Below are 25,164 nucleotides of genomic sequence, written 5' to 3' on the forward strand. Positions count from 1 at the left end.
CCAGCTACCTACCGGCCACGCATACGTTGCAGTGCCAAGCGGATCCGATCGCGAGTTCGCGCCCCGGGCGGACGAACACGATGTGACAGACCCGCGAACTCAGTGCGCAAGTGCTCGAGTTCCTTGCGGAGATGGTCGGCTTCACGATGGTTGGTTTTCTCCGTCCGCTGGTGCGCCCGTTCCAACTGCGCAATGCGGGCAGCATGATCCTCCACGTTGACCAGGTTGTTCATGCGGTACATGTTCGTCGCCTCGTGAGCGACCCGTGACATCGCCAGCAACCGTTCGTCGTGCGCATCACCCCAAATCCACGAGCCCATCTCTGAGGTATCCGCTACCAACACGGGTTCGCGCGTGCGTATGCTCTGCACAATCGCGTCCCACCAACGCGACTGAAATGCCCGTTGTTCGACACCGGCCCCACTGACGTGGGCGGCAAGTTGATCGCGACGCAGACTCAGCGTTTCGAGGAGCGGAGCACCGAGAGCCGGAGTCCAGTACTCGAATGGCACGGCGAGCGATTCGACGCCAAACGCGGCCAAGGCCCCCCGCATCCGAAGAGCAGAATAGTAGCTCGTCACCAGCCCGATCGCAGGGACACCTACCGCGGCACCGAACACCAACGGGTGGTAACGAGTAGACACGGTGTATTCGGCCCCTGTGGTCACGGCAAGCACCTCCCGAGCGGAGATCATCGGCAAGGAACGCACTCGACCGCTCTGTGAGTAGTGCACCACGCGGTCGTGCCCATATACGTCATTGTCTCTGCCCGTTTGTTCTGCTGCTCCTAGTACACCCATATGCGGAAGTAGGACCACGTCGACTCCATGCGCTTCGACGATCCCGTCGACAATGCGTGCGAGGTCACGGTAGTATTCTTCCCGGCCGAGGCCGGTCGAGTATGCGTGGAAGGTGAAGCTTCCCACTACGTATCGCGAAGGAAGCTTCATCGTTTCCAGCCGCTCACTAGAGAGCTCTACAGGATCCAACAGCAGGGCATCATCCAAGGTCTGCACAACGTTACCGATTCCAGCACCGATCTCCCGCATGAGCGCCGCGGTAGCGCGCTCACGAGCCCCGAATGCCGTGGCATACGACAGGAGTTCTCGCACCATTGGGCGGTCTTCAGGCACGAGCAGCGGCCCCACCGTCTGGCTCGAGATAAATAGCGGAACGCCCACCGCCTCGGCGATGCGTTTCAGCGCCACACGCTCAAAAATATGCTGCGAGCCGCTTGAGTTGAGATTCCCTCCCCCCGCAACGACGACGGCGTCGGCATTCTTCACAGCGGCCACGGTCAGTGCGTCGTCCGAGCTGAGTTCCGCACGTCCGCGCGCACCTGCCACCAATGCATCCAGGCGACGCACCCGGGCCGTCCGGGTCTTCTCCCTCACGAAACCGAAACTCGGCACCGCCTCCACGCCATAGTGTTCTCGCGTCACCAAGGGATCGCCCGCAACCACTGTGACCTCACAGCCTCGCTCACGCAACTGAGCGATCGCAGCCTCAGTCATGGCTTCATCACCCAGGTGGTACCGGCCGTTCCAGCTCACATCCCCGATGACAAGCACGCGTGGTGCAATAAGGTCGGATCCAGCCTGAGCCGCAGCAACAAGCCGCGCGGGCCCGTGGAAAGTTGGGCACAGTTCCCAGAGAGAAGAAACGCCGATGGCACCATCCCCAACGACTTCAACCTTTTCTTGGCCAAGTGCCTGAACGGGAGAATGGTTGGTCTGTCCCCGGGCGTCAGTCGCGATAGCGGTGAATTCGAGGACAGGCGACGCGAGCGTGCCGGGGTCGACTTGCGGAAGCGCGACTTCGGCGACCCAACTCACACCCTCATCCGTCGCAGCGTGAGCCGTTGCCATCTGCTGGCGATTTCCCCCGTCAGCAACGAACAGGGAAAGCCGGGAACCTGGCTCACGCAATACGCCGATCGGGTCTGTGCTCCATCCATGCACCCGAATCGTTCGCTCGTCCACTTCGACCCGCTGGATCGCGTGCAGGTACATGAGGTTCGCATGGGTCCTCGGCACTCGGGGCACACCGTCCATTGCGCTCAGCTGCTTGGCGAGAGGAGTCGAAGAGGGGCGACTCTCCGGGTCGCGAGGCGCCCAGAAGCTGGGACTCATCTGGGTAAAGAATCTCCCGGACAGCGCGCCACCGAGCTTGCCGCGGAGTACCGCTCGCACTCCGTCGACGTCCCCCCCGAGCGCGGCAGCATAGAGTAGTCGGTCCCCAAGGAAACGGCGTTCAAACGCCTCCAACGGGGTACGTTCCAGACGCGGACGAATCATCTCCAGAACTACAGCGCACCATTCATCCTCAGCTTCGAGGAAGTCGTTCAGGTAGAACCGCAAGTGGTGCGCGATTACTTTGTCTTCGAACTCCGCACGGACTTCCTCGCCAGATTCCGCAAACGCGGTTTCTGCAAGATCGAGCGCTCGAAGGCGATCCTCGAGATTCTTTCGTGTGTGTCGCTGATTCGTGATCGACTGCCGTTCCTCACGCGGGTACACGTTCCAGTGGTATACCTCGGCTGTGATCTGCGCGATGCCCTGAGCCGCAGCAAGCGTGTGTGCTGAAAACACCACGTCCTCGTACAGCATTCCCTCCGGGAAACGAGCACCAATCCGCTCCAGGAACTCACGACGGTACAGCTTGTTGGTCGTGAGCGTGTCCTGTGATTCGGCGGGAATGTCTGCAAGGGTCGCCCCGTAGCGTAGCTCCGCGTGGAGATTCGGGAACCAAGGCACCCGACGATCTCCTTCGTTTCGGAGCACGCGCACCAGTAATCCCGATACGACGTCGGCCGCACTTCGTTCAGCTTCTTCCAGGAGCGACGCAACTGCGCCAGAAGGAAGATCATCGTCAGAACCGAGGAACATGACGTAGCGCCCCCGGGCGAGCCGGAGCCCGTCATTCAGGGGCCCACCGGGAGCTCCTGAGTTCTCGCTCCGTCGGTGCGACCGAACACGCTGATCTTGAGTGAGAAACGCGGCGACGATCTCCGGCGTCTCATCCGTCGAGTGATCATCGCTGATGATGACTTCGATGTTGCGATGAGTCTGGGTCAGAACCGAGTTTACCGCAACGGGGAGGTGGGCTGCATCGTTGTACCCAATAACGATGACGGAAACGTCGGGCACAGTCATATTGCTGGTCCTCCGGAGTTCAGACTTGGCGCGAGCGAAATCCGCCCAGCGCTACCCCCTAAGAGTATCCGCTGAGTCACTACAAAAGCGCTCGACGCGTGTTCTGCCAATGGCCCGGGCACTCGAGCGTTTTCTCTGCGTTCACGGTACGATTACCTCGGTACATTGGCTTGCATCTCCGGGAGAACCGAACGAAATGATCCACGATTCCTCGGCCCCGGTCCGGGTCACCACAAACGAGCGCGCTGCCCGAGATGATTCAATCCCGCAGCTCAGCCTCGTCATCCCCTGCTACAACGTTGAGACCTATCTCCCCGTTCTGCTCCGCAGCCTTGACGCACAGGACTGTGATCCTGCCGCGATCGAACTAATTTTCGTGATCGACGGTTCGCCAGACGACTCCGAGCATGTGGTCGCAGAGTGGATGCCACGTTCTCAGTTCCCCGTCTCGCTCGTCGTACAGGAGAACCGTGGCGTCTCGGGAGCCCTCAACACTGGCCTTGAACAGGCACGGGGAGAATGGGTGTCTTTCTCAGGACCCGATGATGAGCTCTCCTCCAACTACTTCTCCGAGATCCTCGCGGGGGCTCAATCGTTCCCAGATATCGACATCATAGTTACTCGACTCATTCGCGTTGCCAGCTCAGGCAGGGTGGTTTCGCACCCGCTCGACTACAAATTCGCTGATCGTATAGAAGCTTTCGTAGTCGATTTACATCAGACGCCCGGAATGATTCATTTGGCGGGTGGCACGATCGCCCTCCGACGTATTCGGGTGGAGGAGACTGACGTAACGCACGACGAGACCCTACGAAGCGGCTTCGAAGACGCACAACTTATCTCGCAGTTCCTGCTTCGGCTACCCGAGGCCAGGTATCTCATCGTGCCGCAGGCACACTACTACTATCATTCGCGCGCCGATTCGATCGTTGCGACCGCCTCCTCGGATTACGCCCGCAAGCTCCCGCTGTTCGAAACGGTGTATGGGCGTCTGCTCGACGAGGCCGGTGACACCTGTCCTGCTTGGCTAGCGAATGTAATTCTGTACGACATGTACTGGGTGTTCCGCCAGTTCATGCAGTTCCGTTCGAGCGTTTTCGCGTTGGATTCTGATGCCAATGATCGTTTTGACTCCGCGGCTCGTCGGGTCCTTCGCCGGATTGGCCTCTCCCACATTCAAGCTTTCCGAGTTGTGAATGTGCCGCTCGATATTCGCTCCGCCTGGGAAGCTGCGGTCGACCCGGCTGCGGTCACCTCCGTAGCTATCGTGCGTGAACAGGATCAGACTCGGAGTCTCAGCAAGATTGCTTACCACACGGGCGTTCCTGATCAGGAAGCAGTGGTCTCGCGTGGGGGCGAACGTAGTTCGCTTGCATACACAAAGAGCCGGGCATTGCTCTATTTTGGCCGCCCTTGGGCATACGAAAATATCTATTGGGTAGCCGACCCCGACAATCTGGGAGACATTTCGGAACTGCACTTCTCCTCCCCCGGCTGCTCCTTCTTTGCGGACGGATCGGTTTTCACTACCAGGGATGCCGGGCGTGCACTACAGAAGACTCCCCCCCGCCCTGGCCCGCCTGTGCCAGGGCCACGGCCACAAACTTCGCCCCCATCTGGGCGGGCCGTTCGAGCTCGGGCAGCCCGGGAACGGCGACTCAGACTGTCCTATTCGCTCGCATACCGGCTCGGAGGATTGCTTGGCTGGCGGAAGAAGTTTACAGATGCCTGGGTCCTTATCGATCGGAACACTCAGGCGAACGACAACGCCGAGGCCCTGTACCGGTATCTCAGGGACGCACGACCCGACATCAACGCTTGGTTTGTGATTGGTAAGGGAACCAGCGATTGGACCCGCCTGAAATCAGACGGGTTCCGACTTGTCGCGCACGGCAGCAAGAAGCACTTCGCGCTGATGAAAGAAGCGAAAGTCCTTTCATCATCAATGATCGACCAGTACATCGTGCAGCCGTTCCCCAAGCGGTTCCTTCCAAAGACCTGGAGCTACTCGTTCCTACAGCACGGCGTCACGAAGGACCTGTTGCACCGGTGGTGGAACTCCAAGACCGTCGACCACTTTGTTACCTCAACTCTCCCTGAGCATCACTCGATCGCTGGAAGCCCGTCACCGTATAAGCTCTCCGAACGCGAGGTCACGCTCACTGGCATGCCCCGCCACGACCGCCGATTCCGGCTCATGCAAGAAGCTCCATCACGTCAACCGGGAACTCACCGTATCGTGCTGATGCCGACTTGGCGGAACTATCTTCTCGGCGCAAACACCGGCGCTGAGCGGGATCAGCTCGATAGCTTTGCAGAATCGCAGTTCGTCACCGAATGGTCCGGGTTCCTCAACGGCTCGTATCTCTCCGAATTGTCACAGCGGCCTGGGGTCGAAGTCATTCTGCTCCCGCATCCGGGAATAGACACACATTGGAAGGACCTCGTAGTCCCGCCCGGAATTCGCCGCGTTTCCTATGTTGGGGATGATGTGCAGGAGATACTGGCTGGCGCGACGCTCGTCATTACGGACTATTCATCCCAGGCATTCGAGGGCGCGTTCTGCGATGCTCCCTCCGTCTACTTCCAGTTCGACAGAGTCGAGTTCTTCTCAGGCGGGCACATCGGTTCACCCGGCTACTTCGACTACTTCCGGGACGGGTTCGGCCCGGTATGTGAGGACCGCGCAACGCTTGAGCAGAACCTCGAGGAAATGATCTTGGGTACGCACCCTGAGCTCGCAGAGTATCGACGCCGCATCGAGCGACTCTACCCGTTCCAGGACGGCAAGGCCTCTGAGCGAATCGTCGGCGAGATTGAAGCCAGACTTCGCCCTTACGGGCGCTAGATACACGCAAGGGTAGAGAACTGCCACGGTTCTCCACCCCTGGCAGTCCTTCCGCAACTCAGTGATTTAACCGGTAGATAAATGCCGCCATTGCTTCACGGGAGACGCGATCCTTCGGTGTGTATTTTGGCTTCCCCGAAGGCTGCTTCATCCCTGTGGAGTAGCCCATCTTGTGCATCCAAGTGATCTCGTTGTAGAACTTGTCACCCTTGCGCATGTCGGCGAACGGCGAGGTCGCCGGTCCCGAGTACTTCGCTCCCTCGAGACGGTAGATGAACGCGGCCATCGCCTCACGTGAGACTCTGTCCTTCGGCGCATACTTCGGCTTGCCGGAGGCTTGTTTGATACCAGTGGAGTAGCCCATCTTGTGCATCCAAGCGATCTCGTTGTAGAAAGGATCACCGCGCTTCACATCCGCGAACGGCGAAGTCGCCGGGCCTATGTAGGTTGCCCCCTGCATTCGATAGAGGAATGCTGCCATTGCCTCTCGGGAAACTCGGGTCTTCGGCTGGTACATGGAGGCGCGGCCGTCAGACGTCTTGATTCCCGTGCTCAGCCCGCTCGTCCCCATCCACTCGATCTCCTTAAAGAACTTGTGGTTCTGGGGGACGTCTGGGAAGAACGTGTTTGGGGTGCCGAACCACTGCTTATAGAACTGATAGAAGTTTCGGTTGCCATAGCTGGAGCATCCGTTTCCCTCGCCCCACCCGGCATCGAGTGCCGCTTGATTGGGTCGGTAAGGCGTATAGATGTAGAGCGCCGCTGTCGCCCAGTTCTCGATGTACACCGGCGACGTCCCACAACCCAGGTTTGGGTGCCACTGAATCATGTTGTTCTGGAACGGGCGGTATCGATAGTTGTTCGGGTTGGCCCGGTACACCTTCAACTGCCAGGCACCTCGGTAGACCTGCTGCATGAAACCGGTGTCGCCTGCGTTGCAATTGGCCGAATTATTGGGTCCTGAGTCAGGGCAGTTATATCCCATAGCGAAGTTAAACTGGCGGATGGTCGGCCAGGTGTCTGTGACGAGACTCTGCTCTTTCTCAAGCATCACGAGCAAGACTTTCGGGCTAATCCCGCAGGCCTGCGCCACCTTTGCGATCACTGACGCCGATGATTCAGACGCCGTCCCCTGATAGGCCTTGCAGTAGGCATTTGCTGGCCGAGTCAGCGATGTCGTATTCCATTTGGCATCCTTCAAGCAGCCCCAGGCAAGCGTGGTATTTCCCCATGCCTTGCCCATCTCGCGCCCTGTATCCCCCAGCGTGCACCGCGGCACCCGTTGGTTGAGGAAGGTCTGGATTTGAGCAGCACTCATCGCGTTGCCGTTGTAGAAGTTCGAGTCCGAGATGATGTATCCGGCTTTGAACCCGCTCGCGAGATTCGCGCGAGACGTGATCGCGTTGTTCTGGGCTGCAAGCTGCGCCGCACGCTTCTCCGCTTCCTGGGCGCGCTGCTCCTCGGTGAGCGGCGTCAGCGGTTCTTCCTCCGTAGGCTCGGAGTTCGGTGCAGGCTTCAGATCATCCAGCTCCGTGGGCGCGACAGGGTCCGCGATAAGCTCCGGAGACTCCGACTCCTCAGGCGTGCTCGATTCGTTCGGATCTTCCGGAGAGCCGGGGGACTGCGGTTCGCTCTCCTTACCGAGACCGGGATAATCCGGGTTAGGTTCACTCCCCGGGTTCGGCTGGGGGTCCGTCGCCGGGTTCGAGGTGGTCGGCGGCACCGATTCCTCCAGGTCCCCCGGCGCATTGAGCTCGGCCCAGAGCGCGGCAGCGGAGGCTGTCGGGTCAGACGCCGCGACCGGTGCGTCCGCGGCCGAACTCGTCGCAGGTGCGATCAGCCCCGCGAACATCGCGAGTGCAATGGCAAGCGGGAAGAGTTCTCGGGTGCGCCGGATCATACGTTCCACCTTAGAGTCTGGTCTTCGCACTCAGCAGTAGGAACTATCCGCTGAGTAGCTTCTGCGTCAAAAAGGGCGAGGCCACGTTTGCGGCTGAGACGGGATCGGGTCGGGAGTAGTCGAAGCCCCCCGGAACCCGCGGGCATTGTGTACTTCGTCACCCTTGCGTCTCCATTCGGTACAGGAACGCCGCCATCGCTTCACGGGAAACTGCGCCGGCCGGAGAATACTTGGGTTTCCCCGAGGGCTGGCGGATGCCTGTCGAGAGCCCCGAATCGTACATCCAGGAAATCTCACGGTAGAACCGGTCTCCCGGTCGGAGGTCAGCGAAGCGAGTACTTCCGGGGGCCGTGTATGTGGGGCGCTCGAGGCGGTACAGGAACGCGGCCATCGCTTCACGAGAGACCGGAGCTTTCGGGTCATAGACCAGACCGCGAGACGTCTTGATCCCGGTGCTCAGGCCGACAGCGTGCATCCAGGCGATCTCACGATAGAACTGATGGTTTGTCGGTACGTCCACAAACGGTGAACTTGACGGTGCTGTGAACGACTTGTCTGCAGCTAGACGGAACAGGAAGGCGGCCATGGCTTCACGGGTGACGTTTGCCTTGGGTTGATATTTTGGATTACCCGACGGTTGCTTCACCCCAACGGACAGCCCGGAGCTGAACATCCATCCGATTTCGCGGGAGAACTTGTGGCTGGTCGACACGTCGGCGAATGGCGGCTTCGCTGGCACCACCGGGGTTCCAGGGATCTTGACCATTTCCGAGCCGGCAACCGCGTTCGCGTACCCGTTCTTTGTACCGGTCACAGAGACTGACAGCCTATGTGCGACGTCTTCCTGTGTCACGCGGTAGCTTGCACGATTCGCTCCAGAGATTGCGGATCCGTTCCGGTACCACTGATAGCTCAGCGTGACCGGCGCGGGACCCCACGCACCGGGTTGCGCGATGAGGGTGGATCCCTTCGCCGGAGTCCCGGTGATCCGGGGCGATTCCGGCGTCAAGATCCCGGGCGCGACGGTGTAGTTCTGCGACTCCCGCGTCACACTGGCGTATGCGGGCTTGCTCCCGACCGTTCGGAATGCAATTCGTGCTCCCCGATCCGCGGGGGTCAAGGTGTAGCTCGCACCTGTCGCACCGGAGATCGCTTTGCCGTCACGCAGCCACTGGGAGGAGAGCTTTACCGGTGAGGGCTGCCACTGCCCAGTGCTCGCCGTCACCCTCGCCCCCACGCGCACCTGTCCAGCAATCTGAGGGGTGGGGCGCTGCGCAAGTGTGAGGATCCCGACGGCGCGCGGGTGCGCGGTGACGTTCCATCCGCCAGCCGCAGACCCCATGCCGGCGTGCTCAACCCGGGATGCCCCAAACGACTTGCCGGAGCTTTTCGCGATCCTGACTCCGTCGGCGCTGAAACCCACAATATCGGCGCGTCCGTCTCCGTCGACGTCGGTCACTTGACGCGGCAGCGTATTGTTGCGCCACGCTTTGCCCCCGAATTCGCCGGACCACCGCACCGGCGCGGCGAATCCTGTGCCGGTACTCAGCGCAACGGTGACCCCGTCGTTGTCGAAGCCTACGACGTCGGCACGACCATCGCCGTTCACGTCTGCCAGGACCCGAGGGTGCGCGCCCACGAGCCAGCCCGCGACTGTGCCGAAACCACCGCGCCAACGTTTCATAGCCCGGAGCCCGTTGCCAGAGTTGAGTGCGACGTACACACCGTCGGAAGCGAACGCCACCAGGTCTGGGCGACCATCGCCGTCGACGTCCGCGAGGGTCCGGGGATGTGCGGCCATGCTCCACCCGTCTTTCCCGGCGAACTGCGCGCTCCACTGCTTTGCCCCTGAGAACCGCGTGCCGATGTTGAGCGCCACGTACACCCCGGCATTCGAGATACCAACCACATCCGGCCGACCATCACCGTTCATGTCCTGCAGGAACCGCGGGGTCTTGTCGACGGTCCACCCCTTCGCAGTTCCAAAACCGTCGTACCACTTCTGCATTCCCGCGAAGCCGGAGCCCGTGTTCAGTGCGACGTAGACGCCGTCGGAGGCGAACGCCAAGATGTCGGCGCGGCCGTCGCCATTCACATCGACAAGCGTGCGCGGATGATGCTGCACAGACCACCCGTCGGCCGCCCCGAACTGTGCGGTCCACCGCTTCATCGCCGAGAATCCGCTCCCCGTACTGAGCGCGACGTATACGCCGTCCTCGGCGAATCCCACCACATCGGACTTGCCGTCGCCATTGACGTCGATGAGTGTGCGCGGATGGCGTGCCGGAGTCCAGCCTGTCCCCGTCCCAAATCCTGACACCCAGGTCTTCGCCGCACCGAAGCCGGTCTTGGTCCGCAGCGCGACCTGCACGCCGCTGCTCCCGAAGCCGACGGCGTCCGGTAGTCCGTCCGCGTTCACGTCGGAGTTCCAGGGAAGCATCTCCTGTGTATCGTCGATCCCGTTCCCGTTGCCGTCCGCCATCTGCACCGCACCGGTCGCGGCTGACACCGTGGAGGCGGGGCGGTAGCGCTGCAGGTCTCCCGTCGTTTCGACAGTGATGCGCTTCCCGAGGTCAGCTAGCACGGGCTGGTAGCTCGACTTCGTGGCCCCCGTGATCGCCACGCCGTCGCGCAGCCACCGGTAGCGGTAGCTCGTGGGCTTCGGTGCCCAGCCGGACACCGCGGCGGTGAGTGTGCCGCCCACTATCGGCGCACCGGTGATTGTCGGCTTTGTCGTTTTGGTGAATGCAGAAGTGAGATCCGCGATGTGAATATAGCCCTGGAACTCGTTCGCACGAATCGTGCGGCTGTAGTAGGCCCCGGCCCACCCGTAGTTGTATTCCTCGATGACCACGCGGCCATCGCTGAGCACGTCCGCGACCCAGGCGACGTGACCAAACTCGGAGGCCCCGCCGTACCAAGGTCCGCTCCACGCGATCGCCCCGACCTCGGGAGTCGTGTCCACACGGATACCGAGGCTCCGGGCCGAAGCACCCCACTCCGCAGCGTTGCCCCAGCGGACGAGCCCGCCGTACTGGTTACTGAACGGGATCTTGTTCGCCGTGTTGAGCCGCCACGCGACAAACGAGGTGCACTGCCGGTGCGCAAAGTTCCACTCGTCCCAGCGCACCGGGTACAGCGGATACTGCTTGTATTTCTGCGGGTAGTTGTCGCCGATCAGGGGTCGGGCAGCGGCGTTCGTGAGTGGCGGGATTGCTCGCCCGTCCCACGGCTTCGCGCTCGCCGGCCCGGGCGAATCCGAGACGATGCCACCGTTGGCACCGCGAGGTTCCTGGTCTGCGGGGTCGGGAGTCGGTGCGGGATCGGGGATCGGTGTCGGATCCGGCATCGGTGCGGGATCGGGATCCGGTGCCGGATCCGTCGGGCCCGGGTCCGGGGTCACTGGCGGCGGCGTCACAGGCGGTGTCGGTTCACCGGGCTCGGTGGGCTGCGCCGGATCGCTGCCCGTTTCGGGCGCGACGGTGGGCGCGTCTGTGGGCGCTTCGACCACCGTACGCAGCGGTTCGGCGGCCGCCGGCGGACCCGCAACCACGCCCCCGAGCAGGGCGATTCCGAGGGTGATCCCGAGAGTTCTGGCGGCGTGCCGGTGTGCGCGTCCTCCCGAATGCATGTAGCCAGTCTAGGCGCGCGGTGGCATACGCCCCCGGAATCGCCCGCGCGTCGGGTGCTCCCGAGCTACAAAGCGGTGCGATCTCCGGGGAGTCCGCCGCTGACGAGGCCGCGGAACAGCACACGTTTCAGTCCGGCAGGCATGAGCCTGTAGACCCCCTTCATGATTACGTTGCGCAGGTACTGACCGACGGTGATGAAGCCCATTTTGCGGAGCTCCCCCTGCAGCTTCCACTCGGTGCGCGCTTCAGCCCAGCCGCCGCGCCGGGCAAAGGCTCCAGCCCCCACACGGTACTTCACGAGCGGCTCGGCAATGTTCTCCACGCGCGCACCCGAGTCGATGAGCCGGATCCCCAGCCAGTAATCTTCCATCTTGCCGAAGGGCTGGTAGCGGCCGACTCGATCGAGCGCCGCGATCCGGTACATCATCGTCGGATGGTTGAAGGGATTGTGCGTGCGCGCGTGCTCCCGGATTCGGGCGGCACCAACCGGGGGCGTCCGCACGGAGACAGTCACGGCGGGATCGTTCTCGAATTCCGCCATACCGGTGCCGACCAGGTCGTACCCCTGCTCGATGAGGGCCCACTGCCGCGCGAAGCGCTCGGGCACCGACAGGTCGTCCGCGTCCATGCGCGCCACGACGTTAGTGTTGCAGGCATCGAGGCCTCGGTTGAGGGCCTCAGTGAGCCCCCGGTTCTCGGGCAGGGTCACCCGGATAACGGGGACCGGACTGTCTTGTTCGATCCGGTCGAGTTCCGCGGAGAGCTCCGCCGGAACGGGACCGTCCTGCACGATCACGACCTCCGCCGGGCGCAGCGTCTGCGCAGCAACCGAGCTCTCGAACGCGAGGCGCAGAAACCCCGGCTGATCCCCCGCATAGACGGGGAGCAGGAGCGAGAACGCGGCTGTGGGCACGGCGACGGGAGACTCTGCGGGGCTACTCGGCATGGTCACTCAGCCTAGTCGGTGCCAGCTCACGCACGATTCGGGTCGGTGCGGAGAGGCGCGCGTCGGGCGCGTACCCCGCACGTTCGCCCCGCACCAGCACTCGCAGCGGGAGGCCCTGATCCTGCACACCGGGCACATAGTGTGCGCTCGTTGCCCCCGGGATCGGAATCGCTCCCCGGAACCACTGCATGCGCGGGATCGTGCCGCTCTGCCAGGCCCCGAGCTCAACCGCGAGTGCTTCGCCGACGAGCGCCAGACCTCGGACGCGCGGCTGCGGAAGGCGCAACTCCTGCGGCACGGTGATGCCCGCCGAGGTTTTGGTTGCCGGAGCATAGCCGGGCATGGTGCCGGTGACGCTGACGGTGAGAATAGCCGCGGCGTCACTTTCGTTCGGCTGGTAACTGCCGGAGGTCGCGCCGGGGATCGGGGCCCCGTCTCGATACCATTGCGTCGCGAGCGCCACCCCTCCGGGGTTCCAGCTCCCGGAACGCACGCTCACGGTACCGCCCACTCGGGGGCTCCCCGCGATCCGCGGAACCGGCGCACCCGCAAGGGTCCGCAGCACCGGCGTCGTGGACTCCGATGTCTGCGCCGCGACAACGTACCCGGTGAGTTCTCCCGTCACGGTCACCGCCACCACGGTGCCGGCATCCTCCGCTGCCAGCCGATAGCGCTCACCCGTGGCGCGCGGGATCGCCGCACCGTCACGTAGCCACTGGAAACTGAGCTTGGTCCTGTCGGGCACCCACGCGGGGGTGGATGCGGTGAGTGTGGCCCCCACGATGGGAGAGCCAGTGATGCGCGGGATGCGCGGAACAAGTTCCCCAAAGGTGACGACCTCGGTCACCGGTGAGGCCACGGTGCGGGCCGCAGCCCCGTCCGGCCGGGCCGTCACCGTCACGCTGAGCCGCTCACCGCGATCCGCCGCCACCGGCCTGTAGTGCGCCGCGGTCGCCCCGCGCAGCGCGGCACCGCCGCGCTGCCACTGGTAGCTGAAGCGGGCACCTGCCGCGGCCCAACCGTCGAGCCTCGCGTGGAGCCGCTGGCCCACGCGCGGTGTACCGGACACGGCGACGGTCCCGACCGTGAGTCCCGAATTCGGTGGATCCGGGACAGCCTCGGGACGCCCACCGGATGTGGACTCCTCCGCCGGGGGCACCGTGGCAACCGGAGGCAGGGGGTGTTCAGCTCCCACATCCCCCGGCCCCGGGGGCTCGATCCCCGGCTCAGCGGGCCCCGGTTGTTCAAGTTCCGGATCCGTGGGTGCCGGGTCAGTAGGTACCGTGGTGTCAGGCTCGGAGCCACCGGGATCCGGCGCTTCTGGCGTCGGGATCACGGGCCCCGCGCTCTCCGTCTCCCGCGTCTCTCCGGAGATCACCGGGTCGGCCGCGAGTGCCGGAGCTGCAGTGAGGCTTCCCCCGCAGAGCACCGCGGCGAACAGCGCTATCGGAATCGCACGCTGGCGCAGCCGCGTGATCCCGAACGTCCCGTGTTCGTGCACCGCGCGCCCCTCCCGTCTCGCGAACCTCAGCGTTACCGCTCTTCCAATTTCGAAGCGCGTTCCACGGCGACCATCACGTCGACAGGAACTCCCGCGCCTCGCAGCACCTCCCGCGTGGAGCGCGGGTTGGTGCGCCAGCCTTCGCGCCACCCGCGCTTCAGGCAGTCGCGGAGCTGGGCGCGGTCTGAGGACGCGCGGAACGTACGGAACCAGCGCCGCGCGGTCGCGGCGGAGTACAGCAGCTTCTCCCAGCCAAAGAGCGCCGGGCTGGCACGGAACACCCACAGCTTGTTGCGTACCTCGAAGAAAAAGCGGGGACCGGGATCCTGATCGCTTGAACCACGCTTCACGGTCTTGTGCGTCACAACGGAGCCCGGAACGTAGAGTCCACGTGCGCCACGCAAGAGTCGCGCGGAGTATTCAAAGTCGTCGTTCCATAGGAAGTAGTCCGCGATCGGCAAGCCCAGGTCGCGGACCCGGTCTGCGCGCAGAAACGCGGACACGAAGGAGATCGAGCGGATCTCCATGCCGCCGGCAGCCGCGGCGCGGGATCGCTCCGCCGCGCTCGCCCGAATCTTCGCCTTCGGCGTGTTCATCGGGTGGTCTTCGCCGTCGGTCCACACGACGCGCGACCCCATCACCGCGAGATCGTCCTGGCCGCTCTCGAGGTACCGCGCATGGGCATCGAGAGCGCCAGCGAGCGCGTCCGGCCCGGGCACTGTATCGTCGTCCATTACCCACACCCAGTCGATGCACTCCTCAGCGACCGCCGCGGCGATGCCCGTCGCGAAGCCACCGGCGCCCCCGGTGTTCTCCGAAAGCCGGATCAACCGGCCGCGCTCACCCCAGTGCTCAAGCATCTCAGCGGCAACCGTCGCCGAATCGTCGTCGGAGGCGTTGTCTACCACCACCAGCCGGTCAACGGGTCGACTCTGCGCGGCGAGCGCCTCCAAAGACTCTCGCAACAGCTCTCGCCGGTTGTATGCCACCAGCACCGCGGTCACACGCATGGGTGCACGCTTCCTTTCCGGGTCGCGATGGACCTCGCCCATTCTAGGCGGTTTCGTTTCGTTCGCTGCGCTCACTCTGCAGACCACAGCTCCCGATAGAACTCCACGGCACGACCCTGCACGAGCGCCTCGTACTCGTCGGCGTCCAGATCTCGAGTCGTGCCCGGCGGCACGGCGGCGGGATCCGCGAGCGCTGAGACGCCGGCACCGGCACGATGGTTCTCAGGCGCAAAATCCAGGAGCTCAAGAAGCGTGGGGTACATGCTGAACTGGTCAATATCGGGTTCGCGCACAGTCACCCCATCCGGGCTCCAGATGCGGTTGAAGATCGTACGTCCCTCGACACCGTTCAGTTCATCCCAGAAGCTCCCGCCCTGAGCGAGCATCTTCTGGTGGTCGCCCATCAACACCACCACGGTATCCTCGAGCACCCCCTCGGTTTCGAGGTAGTCCACAAAACTGGCAACCTGCTGCATCGAGCAGAACGTGATCGAGGTCATCGCGACGTCGGTGTCCCACTCGCAATACTCATACACGCGGGGGCCCTCATGCGTATCGAGGGTGAGCATCGTCAGCGCGTACGGCTCGTCTCCAGCTTGCAACTCCTGCACCGCGTCACGGGCACGCTCGAACAGTCGGCGATCCGACAGGCCCCAGTCGTCCCGAACCTCGGTTTCATCAAGGTCCAGCCAGTATGGGAGGTCACGGATCGTGTCGGTGCCGTGGCTCTCCAAGAACGCGCCCTTACCAGCGAACTGGGCATCCGCGCCGCCGAGGAACACATTCCGATACCCCGCCTCAGCGAGCACATCCCCGAGGCAGGTCGCGCCGGGCAAATATGAAGACACCGGGGATCCGAAGCCGAGCTCGTTGAGTTCCGCGGATCCGCCAACAGCCGTCGCGGTGCGGAGCGGGATCCCACACTGCGTACTCACGAGGCCCGACATTGTCCAGCCGCCCCCGGCGTACTGCCGCAAGCTCGGAATCGAGTCCCACCCGTCCGTCACCTCTTGCACGGGGGCGAGCATGTTCTTCTCGAACACTGTGTCATCGGCGAAGGCGTCCTCGACGGACTCCAGGTAGATCAGGATCAGGTTCTTCGGGTCGGTCCCGACTCGCTGAGTGACTGGAAGCTCCGGGGCCACGTAGTAGTCGGCAATCGTCTCGCCGTTGCCCGCTTCGCGCACGAGGGCCGCAACGTAATCTTTCATTCCTACCGTGGCACCGAGCAGTCCCAAACCCGAAACGGGCACGGCCACCGCCAGCAGGACCGCCCCCACGCGCAGCCACCGTTCGCGCGTACCGCGCAGGATCCCCTGCTCGCGAAGCGCGCGAAGCGACCGGGTCACCAGGAACGCGAGCAGCGCGACGACGGCAACGGGGGCCACGATGCCAGTGAGCACGGCGTTCACCACGATCTCTGATCCGCCAGCACCCTCTCCGCCGCCACCGGGCAGGTTCGAGAGCAGCTGATCGATCGAGATGACACCGAAGGTGCGCCGCACCCAGAGGCTCACGCCCAGCGCCACCGACCCGACCCCCACCAACAACCAGCCGAGGATCACGAGAGTGCGGGAGCTCCAGTGTGGACCCGCGCCGGAGGGCGGGTGCTCCGATTCTGGCGAAGTCCCGGAAGGTTCAGACATCACGAACTACTCCTGCGACCCCGCCTCGGCGGCTGCCGCGACACCGTCCGCAACAAGTTGCTGGATCGTGGCGAAGTCGGGGTCCTCCGGATCCACCGCCGGCGGCACCAATTCGACGCTGAGCGGTGCGTGCTCGCGGGCCTTCGCCGCGAGATCTACAAATCGACCCAGCATCGACTCCGGGATGTCAGTCTCGACAAGCTCCGTGCCCGCCGCCGCAACATCCTGGAACCGCAGCAACACGTTGCTCGGATTCATCTGCGCGAGGATTGCGGCTTGCAGCTCCCGCTGCCGCTCCATCCGGGAGTAGTCACCCGCAGCGGAGCCGTAGCGCGAGCGCGCGTACCACTGCGCCGCGTAGCCGTCCATGCCCTGCAGGCCTGGCTCGATCCAGCCCTCAACGTTGTTGCCGAACTCGTCGCCGCCGATGGGGAGACGTTCCTTGACGTCGATGGTGATCCCACCGAGCGCGTTGATGAGGCTCTCGAACGCGTCCATGTTGACGAGTACGTAGAACTGCACCTCGAGGCCAGTGGCCCCGGTCACCGCGTCCTTCGTCGCTTCGATTCCCGGGGACGACCCCTGAGACACCGCGTTCGGGTAGAGCTCAGGGTAGTAGTACTCAGTCTCAGCGAACAGACCATTCAGGATGCAACGCCCCACCTCGCAGCCACCCCACTCGCCGTACGTGTTGGGGGCGACGCCGAAGCCGTTCGGGTGCAGCTCGTACATGGGCGAGTCCTCGGGGAACGGCGCGTTCGCAAGTTCGCGCGGGATCCCCACGATCACAGACTGCCCGGTCTTCGCGTCCACGCTCACGAGCGAGATACTGTCGGGGCGCATACCCTCGCGGTCCGCACCAGCATCCGTGCCGAGCAGCAGAATATTGTAGCGGCCGTCCACGGGCTCGACCGCGGGTGCCCCGCTGAACAGGCCACTCAGCAGCACCCGGCCCGCGTTGATCGTCGAGGCGGCCCACGCCGCGCCCGTCACCGGGACAAGGGTCAAGATGATCGCGAGCATCGCGATCGGAACCTTCCACCCGCGGTGCACCCGGGACAGCCGGGTGAGCTTCAGGGTATTGAGCCCCAACACAAGCCACAGCACCGCGTACCCAATAAGGAGAATCTGGAGCGCCAGCAGCACCACGCTGTTCGTGAAGAACGACAGCGTCGCCACCCGCGCGAAGAGCAGGCCGCCGAACGTGGCCAGCAGTCCCACGATCAGAATGATCGTGGCGGTCAGCCCGACGCGGCCCAGCTTGCGGTTTCCCGCGAGCAGCTGCGCGCTGCCCGGCAGCAGAAACCCGATCACCACAAGCCACCGGGCGCGCTTGGTCATCAGCGGCGGCGACTCGAGGTCCGGGTTCCGTAGCGGACGCTCCAGGTCAAGACTCATCCGGCGTATCCACCCGGGTTCGACGACTGCCAGTTCCAGGAGTCGCGGCACGCCTCGTCGAGCGAGCGCGTGGTGCGCCAGCCTAGCTCTTCGTTCGCGAGGCTCGGATCGGCGACCATCGCGGCGACGTCACCGGCGCGCGCCGGCGCGACCGTATAGGGTACCGGGCGCTCGGCCGCGAGCTCGAAGGCACGCACGACCTCGAGCACGCTCGACCCCGTGCCCGAACCAAGGTTGAAGGTGCGGACGCCGGGAGCGGGCTGCTCGAGCGCCGCCACGTGCCCCTCGGCAAGGTCCATCACGTGGATGTAGTCGCGTACGCCCGTGCCATCCGGGGTATCGTAGCTGTCGCCGAAAACGCTGAGCCGCTCGCGTGTTCCCACAGCGACCTGCGCGATGAACGGCATCAGGTTGTTCGGGATCCCACTCGGATCCTCACCGATGCGACCCGACGGATGCGCGCCGACCGGGTTGAAGTAGCGCAGCAGGACCGCGTTCAGCTCCGGCCACGCGGCCTGCGCGTCCCGGATGATCTGCTCGTTCATGAACTTGGTCCAGCCGTACGGGTTCGTCACCCCCACACCCACTCGGTGCTGCTCGTCGATCGGTGAGGTCTCCGGATCGCCGTACACAGTCGCGGAGGAGCTAAACACCAAGTTGGTGACGCCGCGCTCGCGCATCAGGTCAAGCAGCACCAGCGTGGAGTCGATATTGACGCGGTAGTAGCGCACAGGCTCGGCTACCGATTCACCGACAGCCTTCAGCCCCGCGAGATGGATCACCGCGTCAAATTCGACGCCGTGAAGTGCGGCGCTTGCCGCTGCACGATCCGCAAGATCCGCCTCGATCACCGGGATCGATGCGTCGCAGAGCGCCTCCACTCGCCGCACCGCCTCCGCACTGCTGTTCGAAAAGTCGTCGAGCACGATCACATCGTGCCCGCGCTCCACAAGGACGAGTGCGGTGTGCGAGCCGATGTACCCGGCGCCACCTGTCAGCAAAACACGCATGGACACCAGGGTACTTGTCTGAGCCGGAAGAACCCCGCGCAACCCGAAGAAAGCTCAAGAAACCCCAAAAACACTGAAAACATGGGAATTGTTGTGACCGTCGCGACGCTCCCGGACGCAGGACCCCTATTAGCGAAGGTCACGATTGCCTCTCACTCGGCCCCGGCACTCCGCAATGTGTGTCAGTTCACACCTACCAACTCCATAGAATGGGGGGATCAACACTGATCAGTGACGTATTCGAACAGAAGGGGGGATCGAGGCGTGGCAACACTCACCCTGATCGCCGATCCCTTCCCCGACTGGGAGTCTGCAGCACAGGCCGCGGCCGCGCGTGATCTTGCTATCGCGATCGCCGAGACCGCACCCCGCAGTTGTAGCGCACGGTACCTCGCATCCCGCGGGCTCGAGGCCCCCGAGTTCACTTCCCCGCTGCTCCGCACCGAACACATGCCGCTGCGCGCGGGGATGCTTCCCTTCGCGTGGCAGACCAGCGCGACGGCGCGCCCGCTCGATGGTGAGTTCGTGCACTCGCTCACCCCGCTTGTCCCGCTGCGCTCCCGCGGCGATGACGACGGCTCACAGACGTCCGTCACGATCACGCACGGGGTCCCCTGGGAGGCACCAGCGCTTGTCGGCAACAGCCAGGCCCGGCTCTACCGCGCCTTCGTGCGCCGCGCGGTCAAGCTCGCAGACGTCATTCTGACACCCACGCACGCGACCGCGCGGATTTTGCAGGAGCACTACGGGGAAGACCTGCCCGTTCAGGTGATCCAGTTGGCCCCGCCCAGCGAGTTTCTCGCACGCGCGGACGCGGCGGACCGACGCGCGGCCCATGCGCTGCCCGACGAGTATGCGCTGACAACCGCCGCCCCCGGTGAACCTGGCCGCCTGGAGTGGATCTTTGACGCGATGCGCGCCGACGCAGGCCTCCCGCCGCTTGTTGTCCTCGAGGGCATGGACCCGTCCGTACCGAGCCGCGAGAAAGCCGGCGCGGAACTCCGTCCCGTTCCTGTCCCCGAGGAGCTTACGGGTCGCGTTCACGTGGTACGCGCCTCCGAGCTCAGCGATGTTGGCGCGATCGTCGCCGGCGCATCCGTGCTGGCCCAGCCCCAGGCTTTCGCTGGTACGGGGTATCTGACGCTCGCTGCGCTGCGTGCATCAGTCCCGCTGTTGCACACCGGCCATGCCGCAACGGAAGAACTTGTGCTCGATGCCGGCACAGTCGCGCAGGATGCCAGCGAGTTCGGTGAGCGTCTCAGCGGGCTGTTCCGCGAGTCGGGCGCGCTGAGCCGATTGTCGGTACTCGCCGGTGACCGTAGCCGTGGCTTCACCTGGAACGGTGCCGCCTGGCAGTTGTGGGAGACCCACGCGAACCTGTAGTTCGCGTGGACCTCATCCGCGGTCCGGTGGCTACTGGCTGGCTTCGCTGGCCACGCGCTGCTGCAGGGCGGCGTTCTTGACCTCAACCATGTCAGTGAGCTGCTGCGCGTAGTCAACGAGCTGTGCGGCGACCGCCGGATCGGCCGCCCCGAGAATGCGGGCCGCGAGCAGCCCCGCGTTCTTTGCCCCGCCGATTGACACCGTCGCGACGGGGATCCCGCCAGGCATCTGCACGATCGAGAGCAGCGAGTCCATGCCGTCGAGCTTGGCGAGCGGCACGGGCACGCCGACGACAGGCAGCGTGGTCATCGACGCAACCATCCCAGGCAGGTGCGCGGCCCCACCGGCACCGGCGATGATGACGCGGAGGCCGCGCCCAGCGGCGGCACGCGCGTAATCCACCATCTTGTCGGGCGTGCGGTGCGCGCTCACGACCTCGACCTCGTGCGGGATCCCAAATTCGCGGAGTACCTGCACGGCGTCAGCCATGACTGTGTAATCGGAGTCGGATCCCATGATGACGCCGACGAGGGGCGTTGCGCTCTGTGCCATGCATCAATCGTAGACCGCCGCGCGCCTGCCCCGAGCCGGCCCCGCCTTGTCTACCCCTCCAGGCGGGCACCCCCAAGCACCCAGAAGCCAATCTCGCACATTCCCCGGCCCGCCAGGGTGCCAAACTGGCTTCTCGGCGGGGACTTGAACCCGAGGAAATGAGAAATGCCGTCGCCCACCTGAGTGAGAGACGGCATCCGAACCCCTGGGAAAACGGGGACTTCGGTGCTCACATTATCCTTGCGTGCATGCTGAGTCAAATGGAACCTGCCCATGCGCCCACTCTTCAGCGACTCATTTCCCCGAAACGGTATAAGCAATACACCGCAGTCTTTGGCGGGGACCAGCGGGCCGGCGCTGCACTGTACGTGCTTGATGTTGAAGCGCGCGGAGCGCTGCTTGAACTCCTGCATTTCGTTGAGTTGCCGTTACGGGACGAGATACATCGTGCATTATCCGCGAGCTATCGCAAGCGATGGTACGAGAGGGACGACATCCTCGATCACAGGACAATTCGCTCCTTCAATAAGGCCAAAAGGGAGCTCGGCGGGCGCTTCGCACAGGAGCCTGACCGTGTCGTGGCGCAGGTCTCCCTGGGAACGTGGACAGGCCTGTTGGAACCAGGAGGTCAAATCCGGGACGCGGATGGTCAGTACCTCACGGCTGCTGACTACGAACGCGACCTTTGGGAACCTGCATTGCGAGAATCCTTCTCCGGCCTAGCGGGGACCAGAGCGGACGCCGAAGCACTTCTCCGCAGAGTACGGCGTGCACGAAACCGCGTGGCCCACCATGAGTCAGTAGTCTTCGGTATCCATCAGATTGGGGAACGTGACAACGGAAAGCTCGTCCGGCAGCTCCCTATGTCAATGTTGAGAGACGTAAGAAGGTTGCTCGTTCACCTCGCACCAGACATGAAGGACTGGCTGGCTTCTTGTGATCACGCTGAGGAACTTCTCGCTGATCAACTCGCCTTGGACGCATTGAATTACGCACGCCTCAAGCGACAGGTTTCTTGGATCTGAGCGGCGCAGGGGGCATCCCCACGCACCCAGAAGCCAATCTCGCACGTTCCCCGGACCGCCAAGGTGCCAAACTGGCTTCTCGGCGGGGTTTGGGGTCTTTCCTGGAGGGGTACGCCCCCGGCGCGACTAGTTGTCGAAGGCCGCCGCCGCGGCCTGCGCCGCCGCGCGCACCGCTGCCGGGTCCTCACCGGTCACGGTGACGTGGCCCACCTTGCGACCAGGCCGGGGCTGCTTGTCGTAGCTGTGGAACTTCGCGTGCGGGTGGGCGGCGAGCGCGGCCGCATAGCGCACGGGCATCGGCCCTTCGGCTGGTCCGCCGAGCACGTTCACCATCACGGCAGCGGGGGCCGTCATCGCGGTGTCGCCGAGCGGGAGGTCCGCGACGGCACGCAGGTGCTGCTCGAACTGGCTGGTCACCGAACCTTCGATGGAGAAGTGGCCGGAGTTGTGCGGGCGCATCGCGAGCTCGTTCACGAGCACGCGGCCGTCACGCGTTTCAAACATCTCAACAGCGAGCACGCCGGTGACTGCCACGCCCTCGGCGACAACTGCGCCGATGCGAGCGGCTTCGTCAAGCGTCGCGGGATCCGCCACCGGGGCGGGGGCAATGACCTCCGCGCACACGCCATCGCGCTGCACAGTTTCGACAACGGGCCACGTGCGGGTCTCCCCGCTTGGGCGTCGCGCGACAAGCTGCGAGAGTTCGCGCGTGAAATCGACGAGCTCTTCCGCGAGCAACTGCCCGCCGCGGCCATCCTCGGCAAGCGCAGTGAACCAGTCGCGGACCTCGGTGGCGTCGCTGACAACGCGCACACCCTTGCCGTCGTAGCCGCCGCGCGCGGTCTTCACTACGGCGCGGCCGCCGTTCGCCGCGATGAACTCCTGCAGCTCGGCTTCATCGGAGACTGCCGCCCACGCGGGCACGGGTACGCCGAGCTCGCCCAGCTTTTCGCGCATCAGGATCTTGTCCTGAGCGAACTGCAGCGCGCCGGGGCGCGGGTGCACGGCAACGCCGCGGCGTTCGAGTTCGAGCAAGATCTCCTGCGGCACGTGTTCGTGGTCAAACGTGACCACGTCGACGGTGTCGGCGAAGGCATACACGGTCTCCGGGTCACGGTAGTCCCCGACCGCGTCCGCGGCTCGCTCTGCGCTCGAGCCCTCGGTCTCGGCGAGCACGCTAATACGCAGCCCCAGGTTGATGGCCGGCGGCACCATCATCCGAGCGAGCTGACCGCCGCCGATGACGCCGATGCGAACAGTGCCACTCTCAAGTCCCATACCTCTATTCTGCCGTATTCCCCCGGGCCCGGCACACAACTCCGTAGGGCCACCACGACCCCAACTCAGCATTAGTTGACATATATCAACCATCGGCCTATAGTTGACCCTTGTCAACAAATTGGGGCCGCCGTTGTGGCCCCCTCGTTTCTGTCGCGAAGGATCTCCACCCCGAATGACCGCAGCACCACATTCCGCCCCCGCCGCGGGGCTTCTCACCGGCCGAGCGAAGCGCCTCGCGCTCGCCGGCCTCTTCCTCAGCATGTTCGTGTCGATGCTCGCCATGAACGTTGTGGGCACGTCGATGCCGATCATCATCGCTGACATCGGCGGCACGCAGGCCGCCTTCACGTGGGTGGTCACCGCCACAATGCTGGCGAGCGCGATCTCCACCCCGATCTGGGGCAAGCTCGCCGACCTCACGAGCAAGAAGGTACTGCTCCAGGTCTCACTCGTTGTCTTCACGCTGGGTTCAGCCCTCGCGGGCACCGCGCAAGAACCGTCCTGGCTCATCGCGTTCCGCGTACTGCAGGGCCTCGGGGCCGGCGGCCTCGGCGTGCTCGGCCAGATCGTGCTCGCGGAGGTCGTCAGCCCACTCGAGCGTGGTAAGTACATGGGCATCATGGGCGCGATCATGGCTGTCGCCACTGTTGGCGGCCCGCTCCTCGGCGGCCTGATCACTGACACGATCGGCTGGCGCTGGAACTTCTACGTCGCCGCTCCCATCGCCATCATCGCGATCATCATGCTGCAGCGCACACTGCATCTGCAGACGATCAAGCGCAAAATCAAGATTGACTATCTCGGGGCTATCCTGATCTCACTCGGCTTCTCCAGCCTGCTGATCTGGGTCACCCTCGGCGGCTCGAACTTCGACTGGTGGTCCTGGCAGACGGCCGCAATGCTCGGCGGCGGCGTACTCGTGCTCATCCTCGCGGTAATCGTTGAGATTCGCGCCGAGGAACCGCTGATCCCGCTCACGCTCTTCAAGAACCGCACGTTCACCCTCTCGGTGATCGCGAGCATCGCGGTCGGGCTCGCGATGTTTGGCACCGCAGTGTTCCTGGGCCAGTACATGCAGCTCGCCCGGGGCCGCACCGTGATCGAGGCCAGCCTGCTCACGCTCCCCATGATGGGCGGCGTACTGATCTCCTCGACAATCGTGGGCCAGATCATCACCCGTACGGGCAAGTGGAAGCGCTACATGGTCTCCGGCGCGGTCGCGCTGCTCGCCGGGCTCTTTATGATGGGCCAGCTGCGCTACGACACCTCGTACTGGTACGTGGGCGTCTCCATGTTCATTATGGGCGCGGGCGTCGGCATGACGATGCAGAACCTCGTCCTCATCGTGCAGAACACGGTCTCCCCCACGCAGATGGGTGCCGCGAGCTCCGGAGTGACGTTCTTCCGCACAATCGGCGGCACCGCGGGTATGTCCGTGATGGGCGCGATGCTCGCAACGCAGGTTGCCGAGTACATCAAGGACGGCCTCACCAAGCTCCCGCCCGCGGATCTGGTCGGCGCGGAGGTGCTCGCGAGCGGGGTTCTTCCGAAGATTGCGGATCTCCCTCTTCCCATTCGTGTGGTCGTCGAAGCGGCGTATGGACACGGGATCGGCAACGTCTTCCTCGCGGCGTCCCCGGTCGCGCTCGTCGCGCTGATCGCGATCATCCTGCTGCCCAATATCCCGTTGAGCACGCAGAGCAACGCCGAAAAGATCGCGGCGCTGCAGGCCGCCGAGGAACAGGATCCCGAGGCGCTGACCCACCGCTCCGGTTCGGTGACAGTCCTGACCGACACCACCGGCCCAGTCGTGCTGCCGACGCGCCACGGGCGCAGCTCCAGCTCGAATTCTCCCGGCGCGGAACACTAAGGTCGTC

Annotated in this window: 14 protein-coding genes; 3 read left to right on the forward strand and 11 right to left on the reverse strand. The window is 64.2% G+C overall.

Features of this window, described 5'->3' with window-relative positions:
* Positions 1-8: 8 nt before the first annotated feature.
* Complete coding sequence (locus FM113_RS17565; RefSeq protein ID WP_087016254.1) at positions 9-3,155, reverse strand: polysaccharide pyruvyl transferase family protein; 3,147 nt, start codon at positions 3,153-3,155, stop codon at positions 9-11.
* Positions 3,156-3,351: 196 nt separating this feature from the next.
* On the opposite strand from FM113_RS17565, the gene FM113_RS17570 reads away from it, so the two are divergent.
* Positions 3,352-6,003, forward strand: coding sequence for a CDP-glycerol glycerophosphotransferase family protein (locus FM113_RS17570; RefSeq protein ID WP_176387290.1), 2,652 nt, complete (start codon positions 3,352-3,354; stop codon positions 6,001-6,003).
* Between the two features lie 58 nt (positions 6,004-6,061).
* On the opposite strand, the gene FM113_RS17575 is transcribed toward FM113_RS17570, so the two are convergent.
* The 8 genes from FM113_RS17575 to galE form a co-directional block, all read right to left on the reverse strand.
* On the reverse strand, positions 6,062-7,903 hold the full coding sequence (locus FM113_RS17575; RefSeq protein ID WP_087016259.1) for an S-layer homology domain-containing protein: 1,842 nt from the start codon (positions 7,901-7,903) through the stop codon (positions 6,062-6,064).
* Positions 7,904-8,060: 157 nt separating this feature from the next.
* Positions 8,061-11,534, reverse strand: coding sequence for an FG-GAP-like repeat-containing protein (locus FM113_RS17580; RefSeq protein WP_087016261.1), 3,474 nt, complete (start codon positions 11,532-11,534; stop codon positions 8,061-8,063).
* 65 nt (positions 11,535-11,599) lie between these two features.
* Positions 11,600-12,481: a glycosyltransferase gene (locus FM113_RS17585; RefSeq protein WP_087016263.1), complete on the reverse strand. Its 882-nt coding sequence runs from the start codon at positions 12,479-12,481 to the stop codon at positions 11,600-11,602.
* Positions 12,471-13,982 carry a hypothetical protein gene (locus FM113_RS17590; protein ID WP_087016265.1) on the reverse strand — a complete coding sequence of 504 codons (1,512 nt, stop codon included), beginning with the start codon at positions 13,980-13,982 and terminating at the stop codon, positions 12,471-12,473. Before FM113_RS17590 ends, FM113_RS17585 begins: the two co-directional genes overlap by 11 nt.
* A gap of 32 nt (positions 13,983-14,014) precedes the next feature.
* Positions 14,015-14,992, reverse strand: coding sequence for a glycosyltransferase (locus FM113_RS17595; protein ID WP_087016267.1), 978 nt, complete (start codon positions 14,990-14,992; stop codon positions 14,015-14,017).
* A 71-nt stretch (positions 14,993-15,063) separates the two neighbouring features.
* The gene (locus FM113_RS17600; protein ID WP_087016269.1) at positions 15,064-16,638 is read right to left on the reverse strand and encodes an LTA synthase family protein; all 1,575 of its coding nucleotides are present in this window, start codon (positions 16,636-16,638) and stop codon (positions 15,064-15,066) included.
* A gap of 6 nt (positions 16,639-16,644) precedes the next feature.
* A complete protein-coding gene (locus tag FM113_RS17605) occupies positions 16,645-18,036 on the reverse strand; it encodes an LCP family protein (protein WP_087016271.1) in 1,392 nt (463 codons plus the stop codon).
* Positions 18,033-19,046, reverse strand: a complete 1,014-nt coding sequence (galE, locus tag FM113_RS17610) for a UDP-glucose 4-epimerase GalE (protein WP_176387291.1) — start codon at positions 19,044-19,046, stop codon at positions 18,033-18,035. The genes FM113_RS17605 and galE overlap by 4 nt, the downstream gene beginning before the upstream one ends.
* A 264-nt stretch (positions 19,047-19,310) precedes the next feature.
* On the opposite strand from galE, the gene FM113_RS17615 reads away from it, so the two are divergent.
* Positions 19,311-20,429, forward strand: a complete 1,119-nt coding sequence (locus FM113_RS17615; protein ID WP_087016273.1) for a mannosyltransferase — start codon at positions 19,311-19,313, stop codon at positions 20,427-20,429.
* 30 nt (positions 20,430-20,459) lie between these two features.
* Here FM113_RS17615 and purE read toward each other — a convergent pair whose 3' ends face one another.
* Together purE and FM113_RS17635 are read right to left on the reverse strand one after the other, a co-directional pair.
* Positions 20,460-20,981 carry a 5-(carboxyamino)imidazole ribonucleotide mutase gene (purE, locus tag FM113_RS17620; protein WP_087016275.1) on the reverse strand — a complete coding sequence of 174 codons (522 nt, stop codon included), beginning with the start codon at positions 20,979-20,981 and terminating at the stop codon, positions 20,460-20,462.
* Between the two features lie 1,151 nt (positions 20,982-22,132).
* On the reverse strand, positions 22,133-23,284 hold the full coding sequence (locus tag FM113_RS17635) for a 5-(carboxyamino)imidazole ribonucleotide synthase (protein ID WP_087016282.1): 1,152 nt from the start codon (positions 23,282-23,284) through the stop codon (positions 22,133-22,135).
* Positions 23,285-23,459: 175 nt separating this feature from the next.
* Between FM113_RS17635 and FM113_RS17640 the strand changes: the two genes are divergently transcribed.
* Positions 23,460-25,157: a DHA2 family efflux MFS transporter permease subunit gene (locus FM113_RS17640; protein ID WP_087016284.1), complete on the forward strand. Its 1,698-nt coding sequence runs from the start codon at positions 23,460-23,462 to the stop codon at positions 25,155-25,157.
* Positions 25,158-25,164 lie beyond the last annotated feature (7 nt).

The organism is Leucobacter sp. 7(1) (assembly GCF_900163635.1).
Lineage (GTDB): Bacteria > Actinomycetota > Actinomycetes > Actinomycetales > Microbacteriaceae > Leucobacter.

Bases quoted from the DNA above. Each gene is read 5' to 3' on its own strand.
- FM113_RS17565 (WP_087016254.1), bottom strand. From the start codon at position 3,155: ATGACTGTGCCCGACGTTTCCGTCATCGTTATTGGGTACAACGATGCA.
- FM113_RS17570 (WP_176387290.1), top strand. From the start codon at position 3,352: ATGATCCACGATTCCTCGGCCCCGGTCCGGGTCACCACAAACGAGCGC.
- FM113_RS17575 (WP_087016259.1), bottom strand. From the start codon at position 7,903: ATGATCCGGCGCACCCGAGAACTCTTCCCGCTTGCCATTGCACTCGCG.
- FM113_RS17580 (WP_087016261.1), bottom strand. From the start codon at position 11,534: ATGCATTCGGGAGGACGCGCACACCGGCACGCCGCCAGAACTCTCGGG.
- FM113_RS17585 (WP_087016263.1), bottom strand. From the start codon at position 12,481: ATGCCGAGTAGCCCCGCAGAGTCTCCCGTCGCCGTGCCCACAGCCGCG.
- FM113_RS17595 (WP_087016267.1), bottom strand. From the start codon at position 14,992: ATGCGTGTGACCGCGGTGCTGGTGGCATACAACCGGCGAGAGCTGTTG.
- FM113_RS17600 (WP_087016269.1), bottom strand. From the start codon at position 16,638: ATGTCTGAACCTTCCGGGACTTCGCCAGAATCGGAGCACCCGCCCTCC.
- FM113_RS17605 (WP_087016271.1), bottom strand. From the start codon at position 18,036: ATGAGTCTTGACCTGGAGCGTCCGCTACGGAACCCGGACCTCGAGTCG.
- galE (WP_176387291.1), bottom strand. From the start codon at position 19,046: ATGCGTGTTTTGCTGACAGGTGGCGCCGGGTACATCGGCTCGCACACC.
- purE (WP_087016275.1), bottom strand. From the start codon at position 20,981: ATGGCACAGAGCGCAACGCCCCTCGTCGGCGTCATCATGGGATCCGAC.
- FM113_RS17635 (WP_087016282.1), bottom strand. From the start codon at position 23,284: ATGGGACTTGAGAGTGGCACTGTTCGCATCGGCGTCATCGGCGGCGGT.
- FM113_RS17640 (WP_087016284.1), top strand. From the start codon at position 23,460: ATGACCGCAGCACCACATTCCGCCCCCGCCGCGGGGCTTCTCACCGGC.